Below are 25,886 nucleotides of genomic sequence, written 5' to 3' on the forward strand. Positions count from 1 at the left end.
CCTAAACCATATTTTACTTTATAATTTAATTTGAAGGACCTGATATAGATGAATAGTTTAAGTATTAAAAAAGTTGATGAAAAAGTTATTGAAAAAATTGTTAATGATAACAAACAATTTTTGTCATCATCAAACAATGATAAGGTAAAGTATTTTTTCAAACTACCAAATAAACTAGTTATAAATATTTACAATACAAACACTATTCTTTTACAAGGTGAACATATATCTGAATTCATAAATAAATATGATTTAAAAATAATAGAAAAACAAAGTAAAGAAATTAAATTAAATAAAAACTTACAACTACCAAATATTGGTTGTGATGAAGTTGGGGTTGGAGACTTTTTCGGACCTTTAATAACTTGTTGTGCATATGTTGAAAAAGAATTTGAAGAAAAATGACCAGAATTGCTAAGTAAGATAACTGACTCAAAAAAAATAAATGATCGAGACATTTTAACTTTATTTGAACAAATAAAAGATAAAGTTATTTGAGAAGTTTATATACTAGAAAATTCAAAATACAATAGAGCCTATGATTTGTACAAAAATACACATAAATTAAAAGCAATTTGTCACAACCAAGGTTTAAAAAGAATATTTAGAAATAATGAAAACCTAAAAAATAGCACAGTAATAATGGATCAATTTGTAAATGAAAAAAGTTATTACAATTATTTAACAGATCAAGAAATAGTTATAAAAGACATATATTTTGAAACAAAAGCTGAGTCTAAATATATATCAGTGGCATGCGCAAGCATTATTGCAAGATATCACTTTTTAAAAGAAATAGAAAGACTAGAAAAAGAATATGGTGTAAAACTTCCATTAGGTGCAAACAATCATGTAAAAGAAGTTGTCAATAAATATAAAAAGGAAATGCCTGAAAATGTTATAAAGTTTACTAAAATGCATTTCAACAGCAAAATATAAAAAACCCACGAAAGTGGGTTTTTTATAGCCTCAACGATGGACGCATTGAGAACTTGAAGTATTAACTTAATAATACTTGAAATACAGAGTGCTAGTAAACTAACACATATTTATTATAATCTAAAATTAAAAAAAAAAAAAAAAAAAAAAAAGTTAATTCAATTAATTAGTTAAAATTAATTTCACTTCTTTTTTAAAAACTAGCTCTACACCTGCTTCTTTGAGCATTTTTTTAGCTATTTTATTCTCAACTGTATCTTTATATTTATCAGAAGAATAAGTAATTTTTTTAATTCCTGATTGAATAATGCTTTTTGTACATTCATTGCAAGGAAATAAATTAGTATAAATTTCACACCCTCTAACAGATTCTTTTGAAGACAATATCGCATTTAATTCTGCATGTACTATATAAGGATATTTAGTGTTTTCAAAGTCTCCTTCTCTGTCTCAAGGATAATTGTTATCATCTAAACCTCTAGGAAGACCATTGTAACCTGTTGAAACAACTTGTTTCAAGTCATTTACAACTACACAACCAACTTGAGTTGAAGGATCCTTACTTCTCATAGCATTTAATTGAACCATAGCTAAAAAGTAAGTATCTCAGTCAATATAATCACTTCTTTTTTTCATATCTTATCTCCAAGTTGTTATTGTTCCATCTGGATTCATGAACCAATCTCATCCATTTTTATCAATTATTTTATTTGCATAATCTACTGACATTCAATTTTGTTTAACATATAACATTAATACATTTCCAGTATATAAATCATGAGCTGGAGCATAGTAATTTATTAAAGAAAATGTTAATGGAAGTAAAAATGCAGCTGCCAATATTATAATTGGAAGAATAATTAGTTTATCCATATTTTCTTTTGTATAAATTGTAAGTAAATAAATACTTGATGAAATAGCTGCACTAGCTATTATTAATATGTATTGAGATGATTGGTTTAAAAATAAAGGATAAATAACTAAACAAAGAATTGGGAAAACTAATCTATTTTTTGAAAATAGTTGAATTGGTTCTCTTTTTTTATCTCAAGTAGTTACACCCAAAACCCCTACTACACTTGCCATAAACCCAAGACCACCAGAAAAAATAGCTGTTTGACTAGGTATCATTGCACTTACAAAGAAACCTGCAAGTGGGTAAGTAATAAAAATTGAAAGAGCAAATCTAAAAGAACCTACAAGCCCTTCTGTATATCTTGCCAATTTTATTGTAGCTCCTGTAATAAAGATTATTTGAATTATTGCCATTAAAAATCCAGCACCATTTGAAGTAAATCCATAGGTGAATATTCTTCAAAATTGACCACCATTTATTGTAAGGTTTCTGTTTGTCCCTCCAAAGAATAGATCAATAATAGGACTTGCACCTCCACCAAATCATAAGAAACTTAAAACCATAGTTATAATTGGCATTATAAAGAATATTGCCATTAAAACTAATGAAGTTGGAGTATTTCTATTCATTCTCTGAATAGCTTTTTTAAATTTTAGATTATTAGATTTAGAAGGATCTTGTAAGATTTCAATCATTTCTTCATCAGAAATGTTGTCTTCAGCATCTTCTTTTTCAGTTTCTTTAAGGGAATCAATTTTAGAGAAGTAAGGCTTTAATTTTGTTTTGATATTGTCTATAGTTGAAACAGTTAAAGTTGTTCCTTCTAATTGAATATCAATATCACTATCACTAATTGCGATGTTTAAAATATCTATTTTTTCTCTTTTTTGTTCTTTTAAAGTTTCTTTTATTTCGTTTAAGTTTTTATCAGTTGTAACGGGTGATCCCACTGTTACTCTAATTATTTTAAATTTAGCTTTAGGGTTTACTAAGTAAGAAGCATAATCATTACTAAAATTTTCTAAAGCTTTATATTTTTCAACTTTAACAAAATAATGAACTAAACTTAATTTTAATTCATTAAAGTTTGCCATTTTTTATTCACCTATTCTTTAATCAAATTGATTTTATCATTAAATTCTTTGGGTAACTCACTTATTAACTCAATTTTTTCATTTGTAATCGGATGATTGAAAGCAAGTTTGTAAGCATGTAAGTATTGTCCAAATTCTTCTTTCATATCTTCTTTAAATGCATAAAGCGGATCTCCAACAACAGGATGTTTAATATATGCCATATGAACTCTAATTTGATGAGTTCTTCCAGTTTCAATCACACAACTTATTTTTGTATGATTTTCATAACGTTCCAATACTGTAAAATTAGTTATTGCATGTTTTGAATTAATATCTGTTGTTGTCATTTTTTTTCTATCACCTTTGTGACGACCAATTGGAGCATTAATTTTTCCAGCATTTGGTTCAACCACACCATGAACTAAAGCAATATATTCTTTGTGAATTTCATTGTTTGCTAACATTTCTGTTAATCTTTTGTGGGCTTTGTCATTTTTAGCCACAATCATTAATCCTGTTGTCATTTTATCAAGTCTGTGAACTATTCCAGGACGTAAAACCCCTCCAATTGAAGATAAGTCTTTAACTTTAAATAAAAGTCCATTCACAAGTGTTCCACTAGGATTTCCTGCAGCTGGGTGAACTACAAGACCATTTGGTTTATTAACAACCAATAAGTCTTTATCTTGATATACTATTTCAAAATCAATATCTTCTGCTTTTGCTTCTAATTCAGTTGGTTCTTTTAAATTCATTTGTATTAAATCGCCAGTTAAAAGATTATATTTAACACTAACTGGTTGGTCATTTACTAGAACATCATTAGATTCTATTAACTTTTGAACATAACTTCTAGAAAAATCATATTCTTCTTTTAAGTATTCAGTTAAATATTTGTCTAATCTTCCAGAATCTTGTTCTAATTTAATTTCTAATTGTTCCATAATTACCTCTTATTTTTATATTTTTTTCATTTCTTTGTGATTTTTTCATTTTTAGATAAATAATCTCTATAAGTTAATTTATTTTCATCTTTAAATTTGAATTTTTCATAGTAAGTTTCAAATAAAATTTGTTTTCTAGTTTTTATATCAACATAGAATTCATATTTTTCTTTATCTTTTTTTCTCATATTAGCTTCTAATATTTCAAAAACAGCATATGCAATTAAAATTACAATAATGAATCCAACTGCAATTGAAACTCAAGCATCAGCTAAGTTAAATATATATCCATCTGATCCTAAAAAACTAAAATCAAAGACAATAAAGTCAACAACTCCACCTTTTATTCCATCACTTGTTAGTGGAGCTCAAGCTCTTCCAAGTAAATTAGCAACACTTCCAGCTACCATTAAACTTATTGGAATAAGTCAATATTTATTTCTTATAAATATAAATATTGCAATTAAAAGTAAAGTTACCAATGCAGCTATTGTAATTGCCAAGCCTAATTTTCCAGCATTCATCCCATAAGCTGCTCCTGGATTTATTGTGTATTTAAATTTTATTAAACCAGGAATAAAAGTTGTTCCAACCCCATCTAAAACCATTGAGTTTGCAACAATACTTTTACTTATTCAGTCCAGAGACACTAAAAGTATTATGAGTGGTAAACATCACAATACTTTATATTTCCAAATATAATTATAACTTTTTAAATTTGACTTAACATTAAAGAAAAAGTCTCTCATTTTTTTCACACCTTAATTAATTACATCAAAACATCTTTGACAGATATCGTCATTCAATTCATCAAAAATTGCTCAACATCTTTGACATTTTAACCCTTGTTTTAATTCTACACTAACATTAGCTACCTTAGAGTTAATTTCATTTTTTACTTCTAAAAAGTTTATTGAGTTAACAATTAAAATTTGATTTAAGTCTTTTATATCTTTGATGAATTCAAATTCTTTTTTAACTTCTAAATTAATAACGGCTTCAAAACCTTTTTTAATGATTTTTTCATTTCTAGCTTTTTCTAAAGCTTCATTTACATCATCGCGAAGATCTAATACTTTATTTCATTTAGCTATAAATTCTTCATCTTGTAAGAAGTTTTGTTCTCTTAAATCTAATAAGTGAATTGACTCTTCTTTTTCCATATTTTGAATATGTGAATAAGCTTCTTCAACTGTATGAATTAATACAGGTTTTAGCATATCAAGAAGAACTCAAAGTTGTTCATACATAACTGTTTGAACTTGTCTTCTTCTTTTTGAATCTTTTGCTTCAACATAAATAATGTCTTTAATAAAGTCTAAATAGAATGAAGATAAATCATTTGCTACATAGTTATTTATTAATTTATATGCACTGTTAAATGAATAACTTTCCATTGCTTTGCTGAATTTAGTTTTGGCAACAGTTAAGTTGTTTAAAGCAAACATGTCAACTTCTTCTAAAGTTGATTGATAATCTTTTTTAGGGTCGAAATCAACTAAGTTAGATAAAATGAATCTGATTGTATTTCTAAGTTTTCTATAAGATTCTGCAACTTGTTTTAATATTTCTTTTCCAATTCTTTGATCATCTGTAAAGTCAGTTGAAAATACTCAAAGTCTTAAAATATCTGCTCCTAGGTCATTTGCAATTTCTAAAGGATCAATTGTATTTCCAATTGATTTTGACATTTTTTTACCTTTTTCATCATTTGTCATACCATGAGTAATTAATTGTTTATAAGCAGGTTTTCCATCATAAATTACTGAGTTAATCATTGATGAGTTAAATCAACCTCTATATTGGTCATTTCCTTCTAAATAAACATCAAATGGTCTTTGTAGATTAAAGTTTTGTTCAATAGCTAAGTTTGAACTTCCAGAATCAAATCAAACATCTAAAATATCTGTTTCTTTTGTTCAACCAAGATTTTTAAATTGATCAGGTAAAAAGTCATCTGCTGGTAATTCAAATCAAGCATTTGTTCCTTTTTTTGCAATAACTTCAATTGCATAATCAACAATTTCTTTTGTGATTTGAGGTTGTTTTTCTTTATCGAAAAACGCAATAATAGGAACTCCTCAAAGTCTTTGACGAGAAATTGTTCAATCATTTCTATCTTTGATAATATTTCTTAATCTTTCTTTTGATCATTCAGGATTTGTTTGAACGTTATTTACAATAGCATTGTCAATTTCTTCTTTTACATCTGAAAGACCAACAAATCATTGGTGAGTTGCTCTATAAATAACTGGTTTTTTTGTTCTTCAGTCATGAGGATATGAGTGTTTTACAAATTTTAATTTTAATAATAACCCTTTTTCTTGTAAAATAGTTCCAATTATTTTATTGGCATCTTCATAAAAAATGCCTTCTAATCTTGAATCTTTTACAGTTACATCAAATTTACCTTGATCATCAATTGGAGCAAAAGCTTTAATGTTGTTTTTTGTAACTATTTCAAAGTCATCTTCTCCAAAACCTCCGGCAATATGAACTAAACCAGTACCAGCTTCAGCTGTTACATGGTGTCCAATAACTGTAAACCCTTTTTTATCTTCATATCAAGGATGTTGGTAATTTATATTTGTTAAATCATTTCCTTTAAATGTTTTAACAACCTTTACATTTTCTCATCCTATTTGTTCAGAAACTGATTCTAATAAGTCTTTTGCAATAACAAATTGTCTTTCATCATTTTCTGGTTTTACAAGAACATATTCTAAATCTTCTCCTAAAGCAATTAGTTGGTTTGAAGGAATTGTTCATGGAGTTGTTGTTCAAATAACAAAATAAGCATTTTCAAATTCTTTGTTTTCAATAATTTCACAAGCAACAAAAATTGTTGGTGATTTAACTTCGGCATACTCAATTTCAGCTTCTGCCAGAGCAGATTCACTTGAAGGAGATCAATAAATTGGTTTTAAATCTCTGTAAACTAGATTTTTTTCAACCATTTTTGCAAATAGTTTTAATTCACTTAATTCAAAATCATCTGTTAACGTAATGTATTTACAATCATAGTCAGTAAAAATACCAAGTCTTTTAAATTGTTCTGCTTGATTTGCAACTTGTTGTAAAGCATATTCTTTACATAGATTTCTAAATTCAACAGGACTCATTGCTTTTCTGTCAACTCCTGTTTTTGTAATTGCAGTCTCGATTGGCAATCCATGAGTGTCTCACCCCATTATGTATGGTGAATTATATCCAGATTGGTTTTTTCATCTAACAATAAAATCTTTTAATATTTTATTTAAAGCGTGACCAACATGAATGTTTCCATTTGCATATGGAGGACCATCATGTAAAACAAAACTTGGTTTGTTTTGATTTGCTTTTAATTTTTTCTTATAAATATCTTTTTGACTTCATTCATTTTGAATATTTGGTTCTTTTGTTTTTAAATCAGCTTTCATATCAAAGCTTGTTTGATTGATAAGCAATGTGTCTTTATAGTTTTTTTCCATTTTAATTAATTCCTTTCAAAATAAAAACGCTCCTAATAATAGGAGCGTTTTAACGCGGTACCATCCTAATTAAATAAACACAAAAAATAAATGTTTATTCATCTCAATTAGATTTTTAACGCTTTCCAAGCGAGGAGTTCTACTAGGTACGCACTTTTCTTCTCCTAATAAAATAAGTGATAACTTAAGTAATCTTTTGTTAATTTCCACCAACCATTAACTCTCTGTGAAAAAGATTTATTTAAGTCTTGTCTTATTATTTTTTTGGTTTATTTAGTTTATTTGCTTCTTCAATAAATTTAGATAAGCTTGATCCGTGATTAAATTTTGTTGGTTCTGTAGGTTTTTCATTTGAAATTATTTGATCTAAGGTAATACCAAAGTAACTTAAACCTACAATGTTTCTTGCAACATCAGGATTTGAAACTTTAGTATCCTTATAAATTTCTCTTAAAGCTATTTCTAAATTACTTTCATCAGAATTTTTTTCGAAACCAAAACCACCTGTTGAACTTGCAAACGGTGTTGTTGTTGCAATTCTTATAGGTTTATTTGATAAATCATAATATTTTGAATTTGGATTTCATTTATCGTCCAAAAGAGCTCTTATTGTTCCGTAAAAGAAAGCAGCCTTTTCAATATCCGGAGAAAGATTTGATCTTATTTTCTCTCCTTTTTCGTATGTAACTCCATCAACTGTAAATGTTTCTGGTGCTATTATTTGGTTTACAGGTCTACTTAAATTATAAGTAATAATTGAAATATCATTGAATCAACCATCCATTGATTCAATAAAAGGAACAACTGAAGGTTTATTCATTGCAGTTGCACTTTTAAGCAATCATGGTATTCTTGTTGAAATTGATAAATAAAAATCTTTACCTTGTAATCAGTTTTCTACCATTATTTCTTTTACAGCTTGAGAAAGAGTTTCTTGACTTTCTCTGTTGTAAAGAGTTCTACCAGAAAGAGCTATTTCTAAACCGTCAAGACCAAAAGTATCCAAAACTTCTTTAAGTTTATTTTTCAATTGATTCTTTTGATTTCACTTTCACATCATTCTATCAGCTGTGGCTCCACCCAAAGAGGTTATTATTTTTGGGTCTTTTCCAAAACCTTCTTTTGAAGAACCATTAGTTTCTCTTCTTTTTTTTCTATCAATCAAAAAGTGAGAATTAGTATCATCATTGTCTCCATCATATGGCCATCCAGGATTTTCAGGTTTTGGATGTGGATTATAAGTAAGATCATTTATATTTAAACTATCAATCTGATACTCTCCAGCTTTAGTATATAGAGAAGATATATTTATTATGTCATAAGGGTTTTTTTCATTGTAAGCAAATTGCTCCAAAAAAACACCTCTTCAACCAAGACCTTTATCATTATTATGTTCATCTTTTATTGTGTTACCTCAATTTCATCAAGTTCCTACTAAGTTTTTTTCTTGATTTTGAATTGGGTTTTGTGACTTAATAACAGCTTCATCTGTAGCTTTAAATGTAATATTTACACTACCTTTTAAAACTTTAGAATTTGGAGTTGCTTCTATTTTTGAAATAAAAGTCAATTTATCTCCAGGGTTTGATGTTGTACCTTCTTCAAAAAAACTAACAGTAGAATTATAATCAAATTTCATACTTGCAAGTAATTCAATACCTCTTTTGTCATTTAAATCAATATCATTAACTCGTGCAATAGCTCTAATTATTTCTTTTTGACTAACTTCTTCAAGTACACCAAGATCTCAGTTAAAGTTAAGAGAATTTATTGATTTAGATTTTACTGTACAAGAAACTACTGTTGTAGTTGAAGTTGAAACTAAAAATGAAGCAGCAGCTAATATTGTAAGTAGTTTTTTCATAAAAATTCTCCTTTTAAAATAATTATACATTAAAAAAAATAGCAATTTATCTTATAATTGCCTATTTTTTAAAACTATCAATAATTTCATCTATAAACTCTTTGGTTTGTTCATCTTTATTATTTAAAAAATGATCGTTTTTGTCTATAAATTCTTGTAAGTATTTTGTGAATTCCACTGGATTTCTTTCAATATTGATTAGAACATCTTCAATATCTTTTTTAAAATCATGTGCTAAAGCAACAGATTTAGAAATAATTATTTCAGCGTTTTTTCTAGCTATTTCATAGACATCTTTAATTCTTTCTAATCCATTTCTAGTGTATTCTTCTCTTTTTTTGTAATTATCTAATTCTTTTTGAAGAGAATCAATTTTTCTAAGCAATTCTAAATTATCCATTAAAATTTCCCCTCAAAGTTTCAGTTAAGAGAAATTTCTGCTGTTTTTTTAAACATTTCTCTGTATTTTTCGTTTTGACTAACTATTATGTTAAAAATTAAGTCAAAAATGATCATTTCTCCAGGAACAGAAGATATTGAAGGATATTTTATTTTGTCGTTACTAATAGTTTGAGTTTCTATCATATGTATTTTTGTAACATCAACTTCTTTTTCTAACTGTTCAATTGTAATTTCTCTATCCGCTGTTAAAACAAGCATCGGAATGTTTTTATTATAAGTTCATTTAATTGATTCTAGAATTTCTTTTGTTCAACCAGTTCTAGTGATAAAAATAGCAAAGTCATTTTCATCAAAAAATATTGTTCTTTGAACGTAGTTGTGAATATTTGATACATTTTGAGCCATTATATTAATTCTTGATAAGTTCAGAACAAAAGAACTTGCACTTATTTGTTGTTGTTCTAAACCAAATATTATTACTCTTTTTGATGAGTAAATTTTCTTAGAAATTTCTTCAATTTCTTTAACATCAATGCTATTTAAAGTTTCATTTATTGTATAAATTCCAGCTCCCCTAACATTATGAATAATTTCTTCAATTGTATTATCTTCTCCAAGTTTGTAATAACCACTTTGCATTCTTGATTTTTCATAAACAAACATTTGTGTTGATTTGAAAGATTTAAAACCAAGTTTTTGACAAACTCTAGTCATTGTTGATGGACTTACATTACTTTCTTTTGAAACTTCTTGAATTGAATGTGTACAAAAGAAATCTGGATCATTGTTTATTAAGTTCAATATAGAACTTTCTGTGGAGTTTAGCTTACCATCTTCTAAATTAATTATTTTCATATACTTTTATTTCCTTCTTTTTTTAAGATCAATTCTTTTAGGTTTCATATCCATAAAATTGGAGCTGAAAGCATTATTCTCTAAGTGTTTTTCTCTTAATTTTTTTAACTCTTCAATACTTGAACATTGTTTAACACTATTAATATATTCTGTTGAAAGCCTAAGAACAACACTTGATCCATACATATCAGTTTTTGTTTTTCTTGACCTTATTATTATAAATGTTATTAGTAAAAATGACAGTATAAAGATAAAGCAAAAAGTAACAATGAAAGGAATTGCAAGACTTCCCCCTAACCTAAAGTCAACTTTATAAGTATGGTTCACACCAACTCCTTCATATACAAGATTTTTTGCATTTACTCAACCAGCTTGCATAACATTTAACATGTATCTTTGTGGTAAAAAGTAAAGAATAAAATTTAATCAGCCAACTCTTGCAATAACTTCATAAGGAAAAGCACAACCAAGTAAGTTATAAGAGAAAAGATAAATTAAAGAAACATAAATTGTTCCTACTGGAGTTGATTTAACAAAAGCAAAAATAGTATAACTTATCATTACAGATAACATTCATAAACATAAAGCTCCAAAAATAAACATGACTCAGTTAACTCCAGAAAATAAAACTCTTTGTTTTTCAAAAAAGATTAGAGTTAGAACCATAAGTATTAAAGTTGTAACAAAATTAATTGTAAAGTTAGCACAAATACTTGCAGCTGGCTTTATAAAAGCATTTATTCCAGTGTTATTTATTCTTCCACTGAAACCTGTATTTCTGTTAGTAGATAATGTTCTGTAAAAAGTGTGTACACCATTTCTAACAATTAAAGTACCAATAGCTGAGGCAAATAAAAATGGATTGTCACCTTTAAAAAGCAATCAAATGAATAATGTAAAAATAACTAGAAAAACTCCTAAAAACATATTTATAGGAGAATATATAAAGGATTTAATTGACAAAAAATATAAGTCTCTAAAAACCTTTAAGTTATTATGCAATTTTATTTTTTGATTGCTTTTTTTCATATTATTTTTTCTTTCCTCTTAATATTTTTTTCTTTTCTTTAATTTCAGTTGTAAGTTTTTTGATATCCAAAACTTCGTTTAACTCTTCAATAGAGTTTGCTTTTTTAATACTTGAAATAATTGCCATGTGTTTCATTGTACTTGAGTACTTTTGAAACCTTTTATTTTCAAATTCAAATTTTTTAATAAAAATATATCCAATTATTAATAACGAAATAACAATTATGATTATTGAAACAACATATGGTATTCAAAAATGACCATTGTATCAAAACTGATTCTTTTGCATAGTTATATCTCCAGATCAACCTGAAGCCATTATATTTAAAAAGTATCTTTGTGGTAGTAAGAATCCAATTGCCATTATAAATTTATTTTTTTCTAACAATCTTCAAGGAATACCAAGACCTAAAAGAAACACTGGTAAAAAATAAAATAAGTTAGCAATTACAGATGCTCATTCATATTTTTTTGTTGTAAAAACTATTATTAAAGCAATTAAGTTTGAAGATATAGCCAGTAAAAAGAAACCAAGTAAAAATATAGGTCAGTTTACGTTTACCAAATAATCTCTTTGATCAGAAAACAACATACCCACAGAAAACATAAAAATAGCTACAATTATATTTATCATTTGATTAAATAGAATAATTGTTGAAAAAACAAATGTTTTAGAAATATTTGTTGAAAATATTTTTTCAAAAAACAAAGAATTCTTGTAATCATAAATTGTCTTAACAAAGTTGAATAAACAATTTCTAATTACACTCATACCCATGGCACTCGCCAAAATAAAGGCATCTGGTAAAATTTCTTCACTTCCAGTTGATTCATTTTTAAATGCAAGTCAAATTACTAATGTTAAAGTAGTTATGATTCAACCAGAAAAAATTACAAATGCATCTTTTTTATAATTTGAAAATTGCATTGAAAAAATTAACTTAAATGTATTTCATCTAGTTGATCTCATTTTATTTACCTCTTACTTTCTTTTCTCGCTTGTCTTTGTTGCTTTCTTAAAATTTTATTTTCTAACTTCATAACTTTAATTTCTTCTTGAATATACTTTTTCTTTAAAGTTGAAAGTTGTTCTAATTCTTTTCTTGATAATTGAGCAGTAAGCTCTGTTGCATATGCAATGTATTTGTTTGATTTAAAACTTTTATATAAATCTTCCACCAAATAATTTAAAAACTTTTCTGTTTTTGAAAAAAACGAAATAGCAGATTTTTTATATTTAACTTTTGGATCAAGCTTGTTTATTTTTTTCTTTGTATTTTTGAAAATCTTTATTAGCATTTTTGTATGTAAAATAACTTGATCTATATTTTTTCTATTAATTGCAGTTGAATTCAGGTGATCTAAAATATTGTGTAATTCATTTAAATGGAAATCAATATTTCTAATTTCAATTACATAAGGTTCGTTTTCATACTCAACATTTTTTTCTAAAAATGCATTGTACTTTTCTCTAAAGTTTTCTACATTAGTGTCAAACTTTTTAATTATAGGTTTAAATAGAGGATCTGGTTTTACAGTTATTTCATTTTCTTTTATGGCATTCATTATACTTAATGAATATTTTTCAAAAGTTAAATTATTATCTCAATCAGTTATGTAGTCATCAGAAATAATAAATCCTGTTTCTAAAACAATAACTCTTTGGCAAAGTATTTCAAAAGTAGAGTCATCTGGTGATACCACTACAAAAGTTGCATTATTTTCTTCTTTGTAATCTTTTAAGAAATTTAATATTTTTATTTTAAAGTCTAAACCAATTGATGAAGAAACTTCATCAAGAACAACTAGTTCAGGTTTATGAATTATACCTAAAGCAATTGAAAATAACTGTAATCAACTCGTATTACATGAAGATAAGTTTTTTTCTCATCTAGAATCAATACCAAAAACATTTATAATGTCATCTAATCATTTTTTGTCAGTAACATTATGAATGTTTTTATATAAATTAAATATTTCTTTTACTTTAAAACCATCTGGTCAAGTTGTTTGTCTGAACTGAAACCCAATATTTGCCATAACATTATCATTGCTAAAGTTATATTGAATAACTCCCCCTGATTGTTTTATCTGACTTGCAATCAATCTTCCCAAAACACTCTTTCCAGATTGGTTAGGACCAATTACAGCAACCCCTTCTCCTTTATAGATTTTTAAGTTAACTTTTTTGATAGCTCAAACGGTTTTGTTAAAAATTTTAGAGACATTTTCTAAAGATACGCATAATTCTTTGTTTTCCATTTTTAAGTGTCCCTTCTATTTTTTGCTAACAAAATTTTCTACTAATTTTCAATACATCTCTGGATGTAAAATTTGAGTTCTTATGTGTTCTCCTGTTTGGAAAATATGTAGAATATCTTTTTCATCTAAAAGTTTTCTTAGATTATAAAATTTTTCACTGTCTTGAAAATCTGTAACTGCATCTTTTTTAGAGTGTAAATAAAGAACAGGACATGTTTTTTCACAAAGAGGAATTCTATATGTTAAAGTGTCTTCATCGATATTAATATTATATTTATTATTATATACACTATAAATATCTACTAATAACTTATCAAACACATTACCAATTAATGGTCCTCCAATTGAGTTAACAACTCTTTTTAAAACTTGTTTGGTTTCAAAATAAGCTGAATCAGATATTGCAAACTTAATATTATATTTTTTTACTTTGTTTGATAAAACAAATCTATTTACTGTATGTGCTCCCATTGAAAAACCAATTAAACCAATTTCTTTTGCTTTTAATTCTTGAGTAACATATTCAATTGCTTTTAAAAGATCTTTTTCTTCATTGATACCCATAGTTATTAGAGCATCATCTGATTCTCCATGATTTCTAAAATCAAATGAGAAAATATTATATCCAAGTTTATTAAAATAATAACTTGCAATTGTTGCAGATTCTTTTGAAGAAGAATAACCATGGCAAGCAATTATTCATTTATTCGTTTTAACTTCATTTAAGTGATAAATACCTACGAGATTTTTATTATCAAAAGATTTAAATTCTACTCTTTTAAAACTTCTTATATCTAAATTTAAAACTTCTTGGTCTTTTGTTTCATCAAAAATAGCTTGTTGATATAAACTAAGAAGGTTTATATATCCATTGTTTTTGTAAATTTCATGATTGTCTCTGTTTCTGTTATTTATCATATTTATTACTTTTTCAATAAAATTTTCGTTCATACATTTATACCTCTCGCTTATTTAATAGTATAAAAAAAATCTACATAAATGTAGATTTTTTAAAATATTTATTAATTAAAATTTAAAGGATTGCCATCTTTGTCAGTTTGCACTTTTCAATGGGCACCTTGTCTATTTTTTGTTCAATCAACTTTAACTAATGCTTTATTTTCATTAAACTCTTTTAAAGCTTTATCATAAGCTTCTTTACTTCTTAATTGAGAGTCTATTAAAACATTATATAGTTTAAATTGAGCAGTACCAAACGCTTCTACTGATTTAGTGTATGGTGTTAGGTGACTAACTTGTCATACTTTAGGCATAGCTTTTGTGTATAAAGGTAAAGCTAAGAAATTTTCATAAAAATAATTAAATTCTTGCTCAGCAAAAGCTTTATATCTTTCATCTGGCTCATTTTTATTTTTATCAGCTTCTTTATAACCATCTGAATAATCAACCATTGCTTTTAATAAATCGTCAGTTTCACCAGTTTTAACTTTTTCATTTGCTAAAACATAGTTTCCGTTTGTATCCTTTTTAAATAACCTTGAAGTTCCATTATATCCTCTATAAGGACCTGTTAATGTAATTGTTTCTAAAAATGATGATGGGTCTTTGTAGTCTGGAGATCAACCACTTAGAAATAAATCAGTTGCTCCTTTTGAACCTTCTGTTCTATATTCATCAGTTGAAGACATAGTTTTTGTTTCAACATATATAGGATTTCCTTCAACAGAGTTGAAAGCTTTCATCATCATGTTTATATAAGGATTCATACTTGTGTTATTAGAAGGGCTTAAAATAAGTTTTAGAACAACTCTATCCCCTTTATAACCTTTAACTTTTTGAGTTTTAATATTATTTTCTTTAATAAAATTTAGTGTATCTTGTCTTAATTGCTCTTGAGTTTCACCAGTTAATTCATGACTTTTACCTTTATAAGGATCTTTTCCATCAGCTAAAGGATTATCATCTTTTTGAGTGTTTTGGTTACTATTAACTTTTTCATTATATTTATCTGCAACATATTCAGTATAATCTTTACCTTCATGAGCAGAAACACCAACTCCAGTATAAGTATTTCTTAACATTTGAGAGGGTTTTCCTGGCTCATCAATTGTTTTTGAGAAATATCTAACCATTTCTGTTCTATCAATTGTTGTTGAAATATAAGCTCTTGCTGCTTTTGATTGTAAAAGTTTTGAAGCACTCAAAGCTCTTTCTTGCTCATCTTTTGGTAAAGCACCATTTGTTATATTTGCATTAAAATAGTTATAAACTAACATAAATGATCCAGCTTTATCTGGTGATTCCATTTGGTAAGCAGAACCAAAGTTAGGATTTTCATAACTTTCTTCACCTTTACCAATATATCTATTTCAACCTTTTAAATCATCTGATTTTAATTCAAAAAATGATGTTGAACCAGATTCGAATAAAGTTCTTTCTTTTGCAGCTGAAGCTCCATCAAGATAGTTATATTCTAAAGTTTCAATTTTTGTACTATCTTTTAAAGCATACTCTTCATTTTTCTTAAGAATTATTTTTCCATTTTGAGGTGCTTGTTGTACATAGTAAGCCCCATTATATAAAGCTTTTGTATAATCATTTAAAACTCCTTTTTTGCTATCTTGAATTGGAGAAAACACAGAATAAGTTAATAAACTTTCAAAATATGATGCTGATTTTGTTAAATTAAATTTAACAGTATCATATTCTTCTCATTTTTCTCCTTTTTGAATACCAAAACGATCACTTTTAATAAAATTAATAGCTTCTTGATCTTTACCTTCACTAAATAATTCTTGAACGTGCTCTGCTCCATCAATAAATGAAACTCATAATTCAGAAACGTCTGAGTTATTATTTGGATTTAAAGCATAAATCGCAGCTTCAATAACACCATCATAAACTATATCTGGTTTATTTCCAATAACAACTTTTCCATTAGTATCAACTCAATTCATTGGTCTTACAGCATAAGTTCAAGTTTTGAAATCATTACTATGATTTCCAACATATGAATAACCTTCTTTAAGTTTATTCATATCTTGACCATATTCACTTACCGCAAGAGAACCATAAATTCTTCCATATTGATCTGTTGATAAAAATGTATCAAATGTATTCGCTCAAATTCTTGAGTCTTCAGCTTGCATTGAGTGAGCTGTATTTCAACTCGAAACGTTCATTGTATAGTTTGCTTTATAAACTTTGTCATTTACAACTCTATTAAGAATCGCATCAAAAGAAGCTACACCACAAGAAACAACAGAAGATGAAACTAGTGTTGTTGCTAGTCCTAATCCAAGTAGTCCTAATGTTTTTTTATATCATACTGACATTTTAAATCTTCCTTTCGTTGTTCTATTTCTTTACTAATTTTTTAATTTCTTTTATTTCTCTTTTATTAGCTCATACAAAGTGATCTTTTGTTATCTCTTTAAAGTATGGTAAATCAAAGATATAGTCTTTGTGTTCTTCTTCTGGATTATAAACAACTAATTTAGTTTGTTTTGCAAGTTCAGGTTCTGGAATTGGAATTGCAGATAGCAATGCTCTTGTATAGGGGTGAAGAGGATTTTTAAATAACTCTTCTGCTGGTGCAATTTCAATAATTTGTCCATGATAAATTACAGCAATTCTGTCAGCAATGTGACGAACTACAGACAAGTCATGGGCAACAAACACATAAGTAATTCCTAATTCTTCTTGGAATTTTTTAAACAAGTTTAATACTTGAGCTCTAATAGAAACGTCAAGAGCAGAAATTGGTTCGTCAGCAACAATAACTTTAGGTTGCATTGCTAAACTTCTTGCAATACCAACACGTTGTCTTTGACCTCCTGAAAATTCATGAGGATATCTAGATAAGTGTTCTGGTAAAAGCCCAACTGAGTTAACTAATTTTAAAATAATGTGTTTTTTAACTTTAGCTGGAGTTGCATCATCCAATGTAATTCTTTCATCAGGATTTGCTTCATTATATTCTCTTACATATAATTCTTTTGCTTCTTGACCTTTATAAAGATCTGGGAAGTTTTCCATTCCTTCTGCAATGATTTCTTCAATAGCCATTCTATCATTTAGTGATGAACCTGGATCTTGGAAAATCATTTGAATATCTTTTCTGTTTTTTCTCTTTTGTTCTTTAGATTGAACTTTAAATAAGTATGAATCTTTTATGATTTCATCAATTGAAGGTAAATCTAAGAATTCTGTTAATTCAACAAATGAATCAATTTCTTCTTGTGTGAATTTATTTTCAATTCCTTTTCAGGCATAGAAAGTTTCAATTGAATCTCTATCCTTTACAATGTTTCTATTAACAATTTTTGTAATGTATTTTAATTCTTTTTTAAGTTCTTCTAATTTTGAATCAGTTATTTTTGATTCATTTTCAACTAATTCTTTAATTGAGTTTTCAAAATCAGTATTTTTTAATTTTGAAGCTAAAGCTTGAACTTTTTCAGTTACAACTTTTTCTTCTGACAATAATTTTAAGATTTCTTTACTTGCATTTAGATTTAAGTTTTTCTTAGATCAAAAATCTCTAATAAAGTAATCTAATTTTTTATATTCTTTATCTGAAGAATCTGCCCCATTCGCTTTCATAATTTCAAATTGGTTTTTGCATTCTTCAAAGAATTCATTTCTATTTACATAAATTAATTTATTGTAATAGTTAATAAATTTTTCTCTTCTATTCATTGGAGAAGATAGTGCATGTAATTGGAATTGTAATGATTTAGCTCATTCTAGTTTTGTTAAAAACTCTTTGTGATTATCTGTAATTGATTTTCACAATTCAAGAATTTTTTTAACAACTGATTCCATATTATTTGATGAAACTTCTGTAATTGAATCTCTATATTGAGAAACTTCTTTTATTTTTAAATAAATTTCATCTGCATTTTCTTTCATAGAAATAATTGTTTCTTTTGTTTCTTTAAGTTTTGTAAGAACAGATTTTTCAAGTTCTTTTGAAACATTTTCAACATAAGAATTTAAATTGTCTACAAATTTAATCATTCTATCTTCATTTTTGATAATAGAGTTTATATATTTTAAGTTTTCTAATAAGATATCTTTTAAATAATTCAATCTTGAGCTTTTTGCAAATTTCTCAAGATCTTCATGAGTTAACTCTCTTGGATTTGCCAAGAAATCTTCATAAAGAGCTTTTAATCCATCAATTCTTGATTGTATTTCTCTTGTTGTAATATTCATTTTGTATGACATATTTTCAAGTTTTTTAGATATCTCTCTGTTTAGAGTGTATAAACTTGTTGGTTTTCCAGCAACAATGTTGTCGTCCATATAAATGGCACCATCTTTCAATGGTTGTACTCCAACTATTGCTCTACCAATTGTTGTTTTTCCACTTCCAGATTCTCCTACTAAACCAAATATTTCACCTTTGTAGATGTCAAAACTAGTCTCTTGAACAGCTCTAAATTTTTTACCTTTAGCACGGAATTCAATTACTAAATCCCTAATGTTTAAAAGTACATCTTTGTTTGTTGACATAGTTTTATCCTACCTTTTCTGCTTCTTCAATACGTTTACGTAAGTTTTTTAATATATTTGGTTTTTCCACTTTTGGAGAACGCGGATCTAATAATCATGTTTTTGCAAAGTGAGTTTCACTAACTTTAAACATTGGAGGTTGTTTAATATAATCTAATTCCAATGCATATTTGTTTCTTGGAGCAAATGCATCTCCTATTATTTCATTAAATAATGATGGAGGTGTTCCTTCTATTGAGAATAAGTCATCTCCTTTTTTACCTAATTGAGGTAATGAAGATAATAATGCTCAAGTATATGGATGTTTTGGATCATCAAAGATTTCTCTTGCTGTTCCAACTTCGATTATTTGTCCAGCATACATAACTGCAACTCTATCTGCAATTTTTGCAACAACTCCTAGGTCGTGAGTAATAAATACAACTGAGAATTTGTATTCTGCTTGTAATTCTTTAATCAAGTCTAAGATTTGTGCTTGAATTGTAACGTCAAGCGCTGTTGTTGGTTCGTCACAAATTAATATTTTTGGTCTTGCAGCAAGAGCAATTGCTATAACAACTCTTTGACGCATACCTCCAGAATATCTTCCTGGAATATCTTTGAAACGTTTTTCAGGATTTGGAATTCCAACTTTTCTTAATAATTCAATTGCTTCTTCTTTTGCTTCTTTTTTATTTAAACCAACTTGTTTTCTCAATACTTCTGTAATTTGAAATCCTACAGGTAGTAATGGGTTTAAAGAAGTCATTGGGTCTTGGAAAATTGTTGAAATTGTTTTTCCTCTTAATTGTCTGATTTCTTTTAAAGCTTTTACTTTGTTTACAAAATCATTGTTTTTAATTCTTTTTCAGTCCACCAATATGTTATTGAAGTGATCAACATCTAAAGTATTTTTTTCTATAATTGATAAACAAATTGCTTGTAATTCATTTTCGAATCTATTTAAGTATTTTTTACTTGAAAAATACTTAATAACAAATTCTTGTTCTTCTTCATTTCATTTCTCTTTTGTTTCAATAAACTTTTCAATCATTGAAGTTATTTTAGACACATTGCTTCTACTTTTCATACTCAATGGTTTAACTTTATTAATATCCATTTCTAATTTGAATATTTTTTCAAGTTTTAAAGCTACTAATTCATCTCTATAAGAGTCTTTATTGATAATTTCAATAGTTTCTTGAATAGCTTTAATTTTCACTTCTGTTTTAATTATTTTATTTGCATGTCTATTGTTTGAACTAAACCCAATGTTTGCATTTAGGTTTTCTAATTGTTCTTTTCTTTTAGCTAATAATATATTGTATTTTTCATTATTGATTTCTTTGGTAGATGAAATTGTACTTTCATCTAGTAAGCTAGATTTTAACTCTTCTGTTAATTCTTTTAATTGTTGTTTTAAACCTTCTAAAATTGTTTCATTTTGTTCAGATTCTATTTGTTTTTCTAATCTAATTTTTTGTAATTCTTTTTGTTCCAAATTACCATTGTATTTTGGATTTAATTTATATATTTCTTTTATTTCATTTAAAAGTTCTTTTATTTTTTCATTATTGATTTTCACAACACTTTTAATAACATCTTTTGAAATCAATGGACTTTGTAAGTTAACAATATCAATTGGGTCTTTGAAATAAGTTTCATTGCTGTCAACTGCATCTTTGTTTGGTCTATAAACGATAGATCCATTACTTACTCATCCATTTGCTTCTAACATACCTGTAAAAGTTTTTGTAATAACTGATTTACCACTTCCAGATTCTCCTACGATTGCAAGAATTTCTTGGTCATATAAATCTAGATCAACATTTCTAATAGCTGTTAAAAAATTACCTCTAACTTGGAATTTAACTTCCATGTCACGAACAGATATAATTCTATTTTCTTTGTTCATAATTTTTTACTTCCTATCTATGTGTTTTAGGATCTAATGAATCGGCAAATACTTTACCTGCAAGGAAGAATAATAGTGAAATTCCCCCAACAAATACTACTGGAATAATTAATAAGTGTGGATACACTTCTCAATCTGATCCTGATAATAATTCATTTAAAATAGATCCTAATGATGCTTGATCTAATGTGTTAGTTACAAATCCAAAGTTATAGTATGCAAGCAATGCATCTATAGCAATAGCTGTTGGAATTGCAAATGTTGATGTTTGAATAACAATTGGCAATATTTTTGGCATAATGTTTTTTCTAATGATTTTAGAACTTGGAGTTCCCAATACTCTTGATGCAATGTTGTATTCTGCATTTCTTACAAGCATGATTTGAACCCTAATAACCGCAGCTAAAGTAATTCAACTTGTAATTGATATACCAAATATTAATACTGGTATTGTGGTAGTTCCTCCAAATAGGAAAATAATTATCAATCATAAAATTAATGATGGAATAAGTGTTAAAAATCTAGTGATTTCAATGAAAACTAAATCTAACTTTGAGAAAAACCCCCAGATTGAACCCAATACTATTCCTAATAAAATTTGAATTGAAGCAACAAAGAAAGTAAATATCAATGTTGTTCTTGTTCCAATTCACATTTTAGTTCATAGATCTTCTCCAAATTTTCCTAATCCAAAAATATGTTGTCAGCTTGGTGCTTCTATATCAATTCCTGGTCTTTCAACAGGCACAGGATCTTGTCCAATTCCAATTGAAAATGCCATTATAATGATTGCCACTAAAAGTATTAATGAAATAATAAATGTTTTTGATTTACTTACTCTTGTAAGTACTGATTTTCAGTAACTATATGGTTTATTTGTAATTCTTTCTGATTCTTCATGCTTTGTTCCAATAATTTTGAAGAGTGAACCATCTATAGAATTCATTTCTTCATTTGTATATAGTTTTTGTTCCATAAATAATTCCCTTCTATTTTGTTAGTTTTATTCTTGGGTCTAATGAAGCCAATAGTAAGTCTCCAAGTAAACTTGAAAATACTCCAGCTGCAGCTGATACAAAGATATATCCTAAAACAACGAATGTATCTTTATTAGCTACCCCATTAAGAATAAACTTACTCATACCATCAATAGATCAGTGTCTTTCAACTAAAATACTTGATCCAAATAATGTTAGTACAAATATTTCTGGTAAAGTTTTTACCAATCTAATTCCAGCATTTCTAAAGATATGAACGTAGAATACGTATTTTTCACTTAATCCTTTTGATAAAGCGAATTTAGCATAATCTGCTGTCATTTCATCTAGAACGAATCTTCTAGTATTTACAATAATCATAGGCATAACAAGTAACATTACACCAATAACTGGTCATATTTTTGTTGCTAAGTTAGAACCCTCGTAGGCTCCTTGTGCTCCAAATACATAAATTGACATTTTATATAGTAAGGAAATAACAACTAATGCAGGTATGGCACTAATAATTAAACTTGTACCATTGATTGCATTATCTGCAGCTTTTTCTTTATTCTTAGCTGCAAGTATACCTAAAGGCACACCGATAAGGTAAGACATTAATACCCCAATACTTCCTATTTTGAAAGAAGTTGGTATCGATCTACCAAAAGCTTCTTGCACAAGACTTCCAGGCACTCCACCACTAGCCTTATTCATGAATACTCCAAGATAAAATCACATAGTTACTGATTCACCTACTATTGAACCACTTGAGTCAATTTGAGCATTAAGAATGACTGTTTTTGGTATAAATGGTGTTATATTTCTCAAGTAAATAAACATTTGTTCAAGCATAGGACCTCAAACACCAAACATTTTCATTCTATTTTCTAATAGATTTCAATATTCGGGAGTATCATAAACAATACCGTGTTTTGCAAGGTCTATATCTGATAAATATGCCCCATCTGTAGTTACCATTCTTAACATTACGAATACTACTGCAATTGCAATATACAATGTTATAAACGCATATAGAATTCTCTTTAAAGAATAAGAGAATAATGGATTTTTTTGCATGAACTCATCAAATGAAGCGTTTGTTTTTCTAAAACCATTTTTCAGTTTTTCTAACCCACTAGTTTTTGTTTGTTTAACTTCGTCTTTAAGACTAATTTCATCAAACATCTCTAAGAGTGAGTTTTCGCTTTTTTCTGAGCCATTAACTTTTGTTTCCATAAGTTTAAGTTGTCCTTTCTATTTTATTTTTGGCTTTCAAAACCTATATAATATCTATAAAGGTGATTTTATGAAAGACGAAAATAAAACAAGTAATTTTAAAAAATTAAAAGATTTACGTGAGCAAGAAAAACAAGCTCACAAACAACAAGTACAAGATAAAGTAAGTGAAGTTTCAAAAGATCCTTTAAATTCTCAAATGAGATTTATTGATTCCAAGAAACTAAGATGATACGACTATCTAATTGCTCTTTTTATAAGTGCTATTATTATTGGTTTTAGTTTTATAATTGGTATCTTTGCTTTCAAAGATATCGATAAAACTGAATGAATAACTACAGCTTTTGCTCTGCTTTCAATACTTTCTTGATTGATTATTGGCTATATAAAGAATAGACAAGTTGCAAAGTTTTATAATGATACAAGAAGAAGGTATCAAACCACTTTATCAGAAGAGGAAGGCTTTTTAAGAAGAATTTCTAAGATAGCCTTATTAATCTGCTTGGTATTGACAATAACTTCAATTATTATTTGAGTTACACCATAGGTGTAATTTTTTTTATTTTCATAAAAAAAAGAATGATTTACTTTTATAAAAAAGTTTAGGGGTTTTGTTTTCCTAACTGTTTATAAAGTAAATCATTCTTTTAAATATTAAATACTATTAATAAAATTGAATTTTATTGAAAATATCATTTAAAACTTTTGTTTAGTTTATAAACAATTACGATCATTGCGCCATGTGTTGTGGTGCACAGAACATAGCCATTTTATTTCCTAATTTCGCATTGTCTTTAAAAAACATATTTTTAAATGACAATGTAGAAAACGCAAAAAAGGCAGCCGGTTTATTGAATTTTTTAGTGGTCAATAATGCTTTCATTTTTTGGTCTCCTTCATCGCCTATTTACATATTAGCAAATGAGACTATCAATTTCAAGTCTTAGCAACATAAAAAGACAAAAAAAATAAACAACTAGTTGTTTATTCAAAAGTAATAAACTCCATTGTCTATTTTTTTATAATCTCCATCAAGTGCATACATAACACCTGTTAAAAAGTCTATTAACCTCTTTTTATCTTCTTTTTCAATATCAGTTAGTTTAACTGTTACATTTTTAAATCTAATAAGAGTGTCAACAATTTGCTTTGTTTCATCATAACTGCGAGGAAAAAAGTGAGTTACGTGATTTTCATCAAATTCAGTTATTACTTCAACTGGTTTTGTTTCTTCTTGTTTGACAGAAACTTCAGGTTGTTGATTAAAACTTAATTGTTGATCTTGTTTTTTACTAAACAATCCCATTAATTATCATTTCTTTCTTAAGAAAGTTGGGAAATCTCCATCCTCATCTTCTGCAGTGTCTTCGATTTTTTGAGCAACTTGAGGTTGTTGAGGTTGAACATGAGCTTGTTTTCATTGTCCCATTCTGTCTTGAACATGTTTGTTTTCTTCTTCAGTTTGTTTTACATATTCAGGTCTTTTATCTTGATTTGCCATAAATGATGTTCTTTGTTCATATGCAGTTTCAACTTGTCTTTCTTCTTCAAATGAAGGTTGTGATTGACTTTGAGGTGCACTATATTGTTCCATTACTGGTTGTGATTGAACTGGTTGTTGAACGTTGTTGATTGATGGACTTACATAGTCATCATCAAATCCTGTTGCAATAACAGTTACGATTAAGTCATCATCTAAATGTTCGTTGATTGCAATACCAAAGATAATATTTACATCTTCACCACTTGCTTGTTGAACAATATCAACAGCATCATAAGCATCATTTAATGAAACTGTTTTTCCACCAGTTACGTTAATAATTGCATCTTTTGCTCCACGAATTGAAGTTTCTAAAAGAGATGATGTAATAGCTTTGTTTGCAGCTTCAATAGCTTTGTCTTCTCCAGAACCAATACCTATTCCAAATAAAGCATTACCTTTACCTTTCATAACAGTTCTTACGTCAGCAAAGTCTAAGTTAATTACAGCAGGAACTGCAATTAAGTCAGTAATTGTTTGAACTCCTTGTTTTAAGATGTTGTCAGCTTCTCTGAATGAATCTTGAACAGGTATTCCTCCAATTATTTCTAATAATCTATCGTTTGAAATAACGATAATTGAGTCAACATATTTTCTTAATTCATTTAATCCTTGAACAGCATAAGAATTTCTTAATCTTCCTTCGAATCTGAAAGGTTTTGTAACAATAGCAATAACTAAAGCTCCAGTTTCCATAGCAATTCTTGCTATTTCTGGTGCAGCTCCAGTACCTGTTCCTCCACCCATTCCAGCAGCAACAAAGATTAAGTCTGATCCTTTTAATGCTTCTTTGATTTCTTCTTCAGATTCAATAGCAGCTTGTTTTCCAATTTCTGGATTTGCTCCAGCTCCTAAACCTTTTGAAATTTCTTCACCTAAAACAATTTTAGTTGGCGCAGCACTTGCAGCTAAAACTTGAGCATCAGTGTTTGCAACTATAAAGTCAACACCTTGAACGTTGTCATCCACCATTCTGTTAACAGCGTTGCAACCTCCTCCTCCAACTCCAATAACTTTGATTTTGGCATTTTTATTTAAATCTAATTTTGTAGACATAT

Annotated in this window: 22 protein-coding genes; 2 read left to right on the forward strand and 20 right to left on the reverse strand. The window is 27.5% G+C overall.

Annotation, left to right across the window (positions count from 1 at the left end; genetic code table 4):
- Window positions 1–48 precede the first annotated feature (48 nt).
- Entirely contained in the window at window positions 49–939 is an 891-nt protein-coding gene (rnhC, locus tag SBIUS_RS03095) for a ribonuclease HIII (protein ID WP_162685035.1), read from the forward strand.
- Between the two features lie 162 nt (window positions 940–1,101).
- On the opposite strand, the gene SBIUS_RS03100 is transcribed toward rnhC, so the two are convergent.
- From SBIUS_RS03100 to oppB, 17 genes are all read right to left on the reverse strand, one after another.
- Entirely contained in the window at window positions 1,102–1,575 is a 474-nt protein-coding gene (locus tag SBIUS_RS03100; protein ID WP_162685036.1) for a cytidine/deoxycytidylate deaminase family protein, read from the reverse strand.
- Window positions 1,576–1,578: 3 nt separating this feature from the next.
- Window positions 1,579–2,889 carry a hypothetical protein gene (locus tag SBIUS_RS03105; protein WP_162685037.1) on the reverse strand — a complete coding sequence of 437 codons (1,311 nt, stop codon included), beginning with the start codon at window positions 2,887–2,889 and terminating at the stop codon, window positions 1,579–1,581.
- Between the two features lie 11 nt (window positions 2,890–2,900).
- Entirely contained in the window at window positions 2,901–3,815 is a 915-nt protein-coding gene (locus SBIUS_RS03110) for an RluA family pseudouridine synthase (protein WP_162685038.1), read from the reverse strand.
- Window positions 3,816–3,817: 2 nt separating this feature from the next.
- Window positions 3,818–4,465, reverse strand: a complete 648-nt coding sequence (locus SBIUS_RS03115; RefSeq protein WP_162685039.1) for a signal peptidase II — start codon at window positions 4,463–4,465, stop codon at window positions 3,818–3,820.
- 111 nt (window positions 4,466–4,576) lie between these two features.
- Entirely contained in the window at window positions 4,577–7,285 is a 2,709-nt protein-coding gene (gene ileS, locus SBIUS_RS03120; RefSeq protein WP_162685040.1) for an isoleucine--tRNA ligase, read from the reverse strand.
- A gap of 256 nt (window positions 7,286–7,541) precedes the next feature.
- Window positions 7,542–9,149, reverse strand: a complete 1,608-nt coding sequence (locus tag SBIUS_RS03125; RefSeq protein ID WP_162685041.1) for a hypothetical protein — start codon at window positions 9,147–9,149, stop codon at window positions 7,542–7,544.
- A gap of 61 nt (window positions 9,150–9,210) precedes the next feature.
- Complete coding sequence (locus SBIUS_RS03130; RefSeq protein WP_162685042.1) at window positions 9,211–9,549, reverse strand: hypothetical protein; 339 nt, start codon at window positions 9,547–9,549, stop codon at window positions 9,211–9,213.
- Window positions 9,549–10,406 (reverse strand): MurR/RpiR family transcriptional regulator, encoded by an 858-nt coding sequence (locus tag SBIUS_RS03135; RefSeq protein WP_162685043.1) that lies wholly within the window; start codon window positions 10,404–10,406, stop codon window positions 9,549–9,551. The genes SBIUS_RS03130 and SBIUS_RS03135 overlap by 1 nt, the downstream gene beginning before the upstream one ends.
- A gap of 6 nt (window positions 10,407–10,412) precedes the next feature.
- Window positions 10,413–11,333, reverse strand: coding sequence for a hypothetical protein (locus SBIUS_RS03140; RefSeq protein WP_162685044.1), 921 nt, complete (start codon window positions 11,331–11,333; stop codon window positions 10,413–10,415).
- A 103-nt stretch (window positions 11,334–11,436) separates the two neighbouring features.
- On the reverse strand, window positions 11,437–12,405 hold the full coding sequence (locus SBIUS_RS03145; RefSeq protein ID WP_162685045.1) for an ABC transporter permease: 969 nt from the start codon (window positions 12,403–12,405) through the stop codon (window positions 11,437–11,439).
- A gap of 5 nt (window positions 12,406–12,410) precedes the next feature.
- Entirely contained in the window at window positions 12,411–13,697 is a 1,287-nt protein-coding gene (locus tag SBIUS_RS03150; protein ID WP_162685046.1) for an ATP-binding cassette domain-containing protein, read from the reverse strand.
- Window positions 13,698–13,712: 15 nt separating this feature from the next.
- Window positions 13,713–14,648 (reverse strand): alpha/beta hydrolase, encoded by a 936-nt coding sequence (locus SBIUS_RS03155; protein ID WP_162685047.1) that lies wholly within the window; start codon window positions 14,646–14,648, stop codon window positions 13,713–13,715.
- 71 nt (window positions 14,649–14,719) lie between these two features.
- Complete coding sequence (locus tag SBIUS_RS03160) at window positions 14,720–16,993, reverse strand: ABC transporter substrate-binding protein (RefSeq protein ID WP_162685048.1); 2,274 nt, start codon at window positions 16,991–16,993, stop codon at window positions 14,720–14,722.
- Window positions 16,994–17,015: 22 nt separating this feature from the next.
- Window positions 17,016–19,178: an oligopeptide ABC transporter ATP-binding protein OppF gene (gene oppF / locus SBIUS_RS04490; RefSeq protein ID WP_203352872.1), complete on the reverse strand. Its 2,163-nt coding sequence runs from the start codon at window positions 19,176–19,178 to the stop codon at window positions 17,016–17,018.
- 4 nt (window positions 19,179–19,182) lie between these two features.
- On the reverse strand, window positions 19,183–21,072 hold the full coding sequence (oppD, locus tag SBIUS_RS04495; protein WP_203352873.1) for an oligopeptide ABC transporter ATP-binding protein OppD: 1,890 nt from the start codon (window positions 21,070–21,072) through the stop codon (window positions 19,183–19,185).
- A gap of 13 nt (window positions 21,073–21,085) precedes the next feature.
- Window positions 21,086–22,048: an oligopeptide ABC transporter permease OppC gene (gene oppC / locus SBIUS_RS03190; protein ID WP_162685049.1), complete on the reverse strand. Its 963-nt coding sequence runs from the start codon at window positions 22,046–22,048 to the stop codon at window positions 21,086–21,088.
- 13 nt (window positions 22,049–22,061) lie between these two features.
- Window positions 22,062–23,288 carry an oligopeptide ABC transporter permease OppB gene (gene oppB, locus SBIUS_RS03195; protein WP_162685050.1) on the reverse strand — a complete coding sequence of 409 codons (1,227 nt, stop codon included), beginning with the start codon at window positions 23,286–23,288 and terminating at the stop codon, window positions 22,062–22,064.
- A gap of 70 nt (window positions 23,289–23,358) precedes the next feature.
- On the opposite strand from oppB, the gene SBIUS_RS03200 reads away from it, so the two are divergent.
- The gene (locus SBIUS_RS03200; RefSeq protein ID WP_162685051.1) at window positions 23,359–23,835 is read left to right on the forward strand and encodes a hypothetical protein; all 477 of its coding nucleotides are present in this window, start codon (window positions 23,359–23,361) and stop codon (window positions 23,833–23,835) included.
- Window positions 23,836–24,012: 177 nt separating this feature from the next.
- On the opposite strand, the gene SBIUS_RS03205 is transcribed toward SBIUS_RS03200, so the two are convergent.
- The 3 genes from SBIUS_RS03205 to ftsZ all read right to left on the reverse strand — a co-directional run bounded on the left by SBIUS_RS03205 (window position 24,013) and on the right by ftsZ (window position 25,884).
- Window positions 24,013–24,171 carry a hypothetical protein gene (locus tag SBIUS_RS03205; RefSeq protein ID WP_162685052.1) on the reverse strand — a complete coding sequence of 53 codons (159 nt, stop codon included), beginning with the start codon at window positions 24,169–24,171 and terminating at the stop codon, window positions 24,013–24,015.
- Window positions 24,172–24,264: 93 nt separating this feature from the next.
- Window positions 24,265–24,594, reverse strand: a complete 330-nt coding sequence (gene sepF / locus SBIUS_RS03210; RefSeq protein WP_162685053.1) for a cell division protein SepF — start codon at window positions 24,592–24,594, stop codon at window positions 24,265–24,267.
- Window positions 24,595–24,597: 3 nt separating this feature from the next.
- Window positions 24,598–25,884 carry a cell division protein FtsZ gene (gene ftsZ / locus SBIUS_RS03215; RefSeq protein WP_162685054.1) on the reverse strand — a complete coding sequence of 429 codons (1,287 nt, stop codon included), beginning with the start codon at window positions 25,882–25,884 and terminating at the stop codon, window positions 24,598–24,600.
- Between the last annotated feature and the right edge of the window lie 2 nt (window positions 25,885–25,886).

Source organism: Spiroplasma sp. BIUS-1 (assembly GCF_010365805.1).
Lineage (GTDB): Bacteria > Bacillota_I > Bacilli_A > Mycoplasmatales > Mycoplasmataceae > Spiroplasma_A.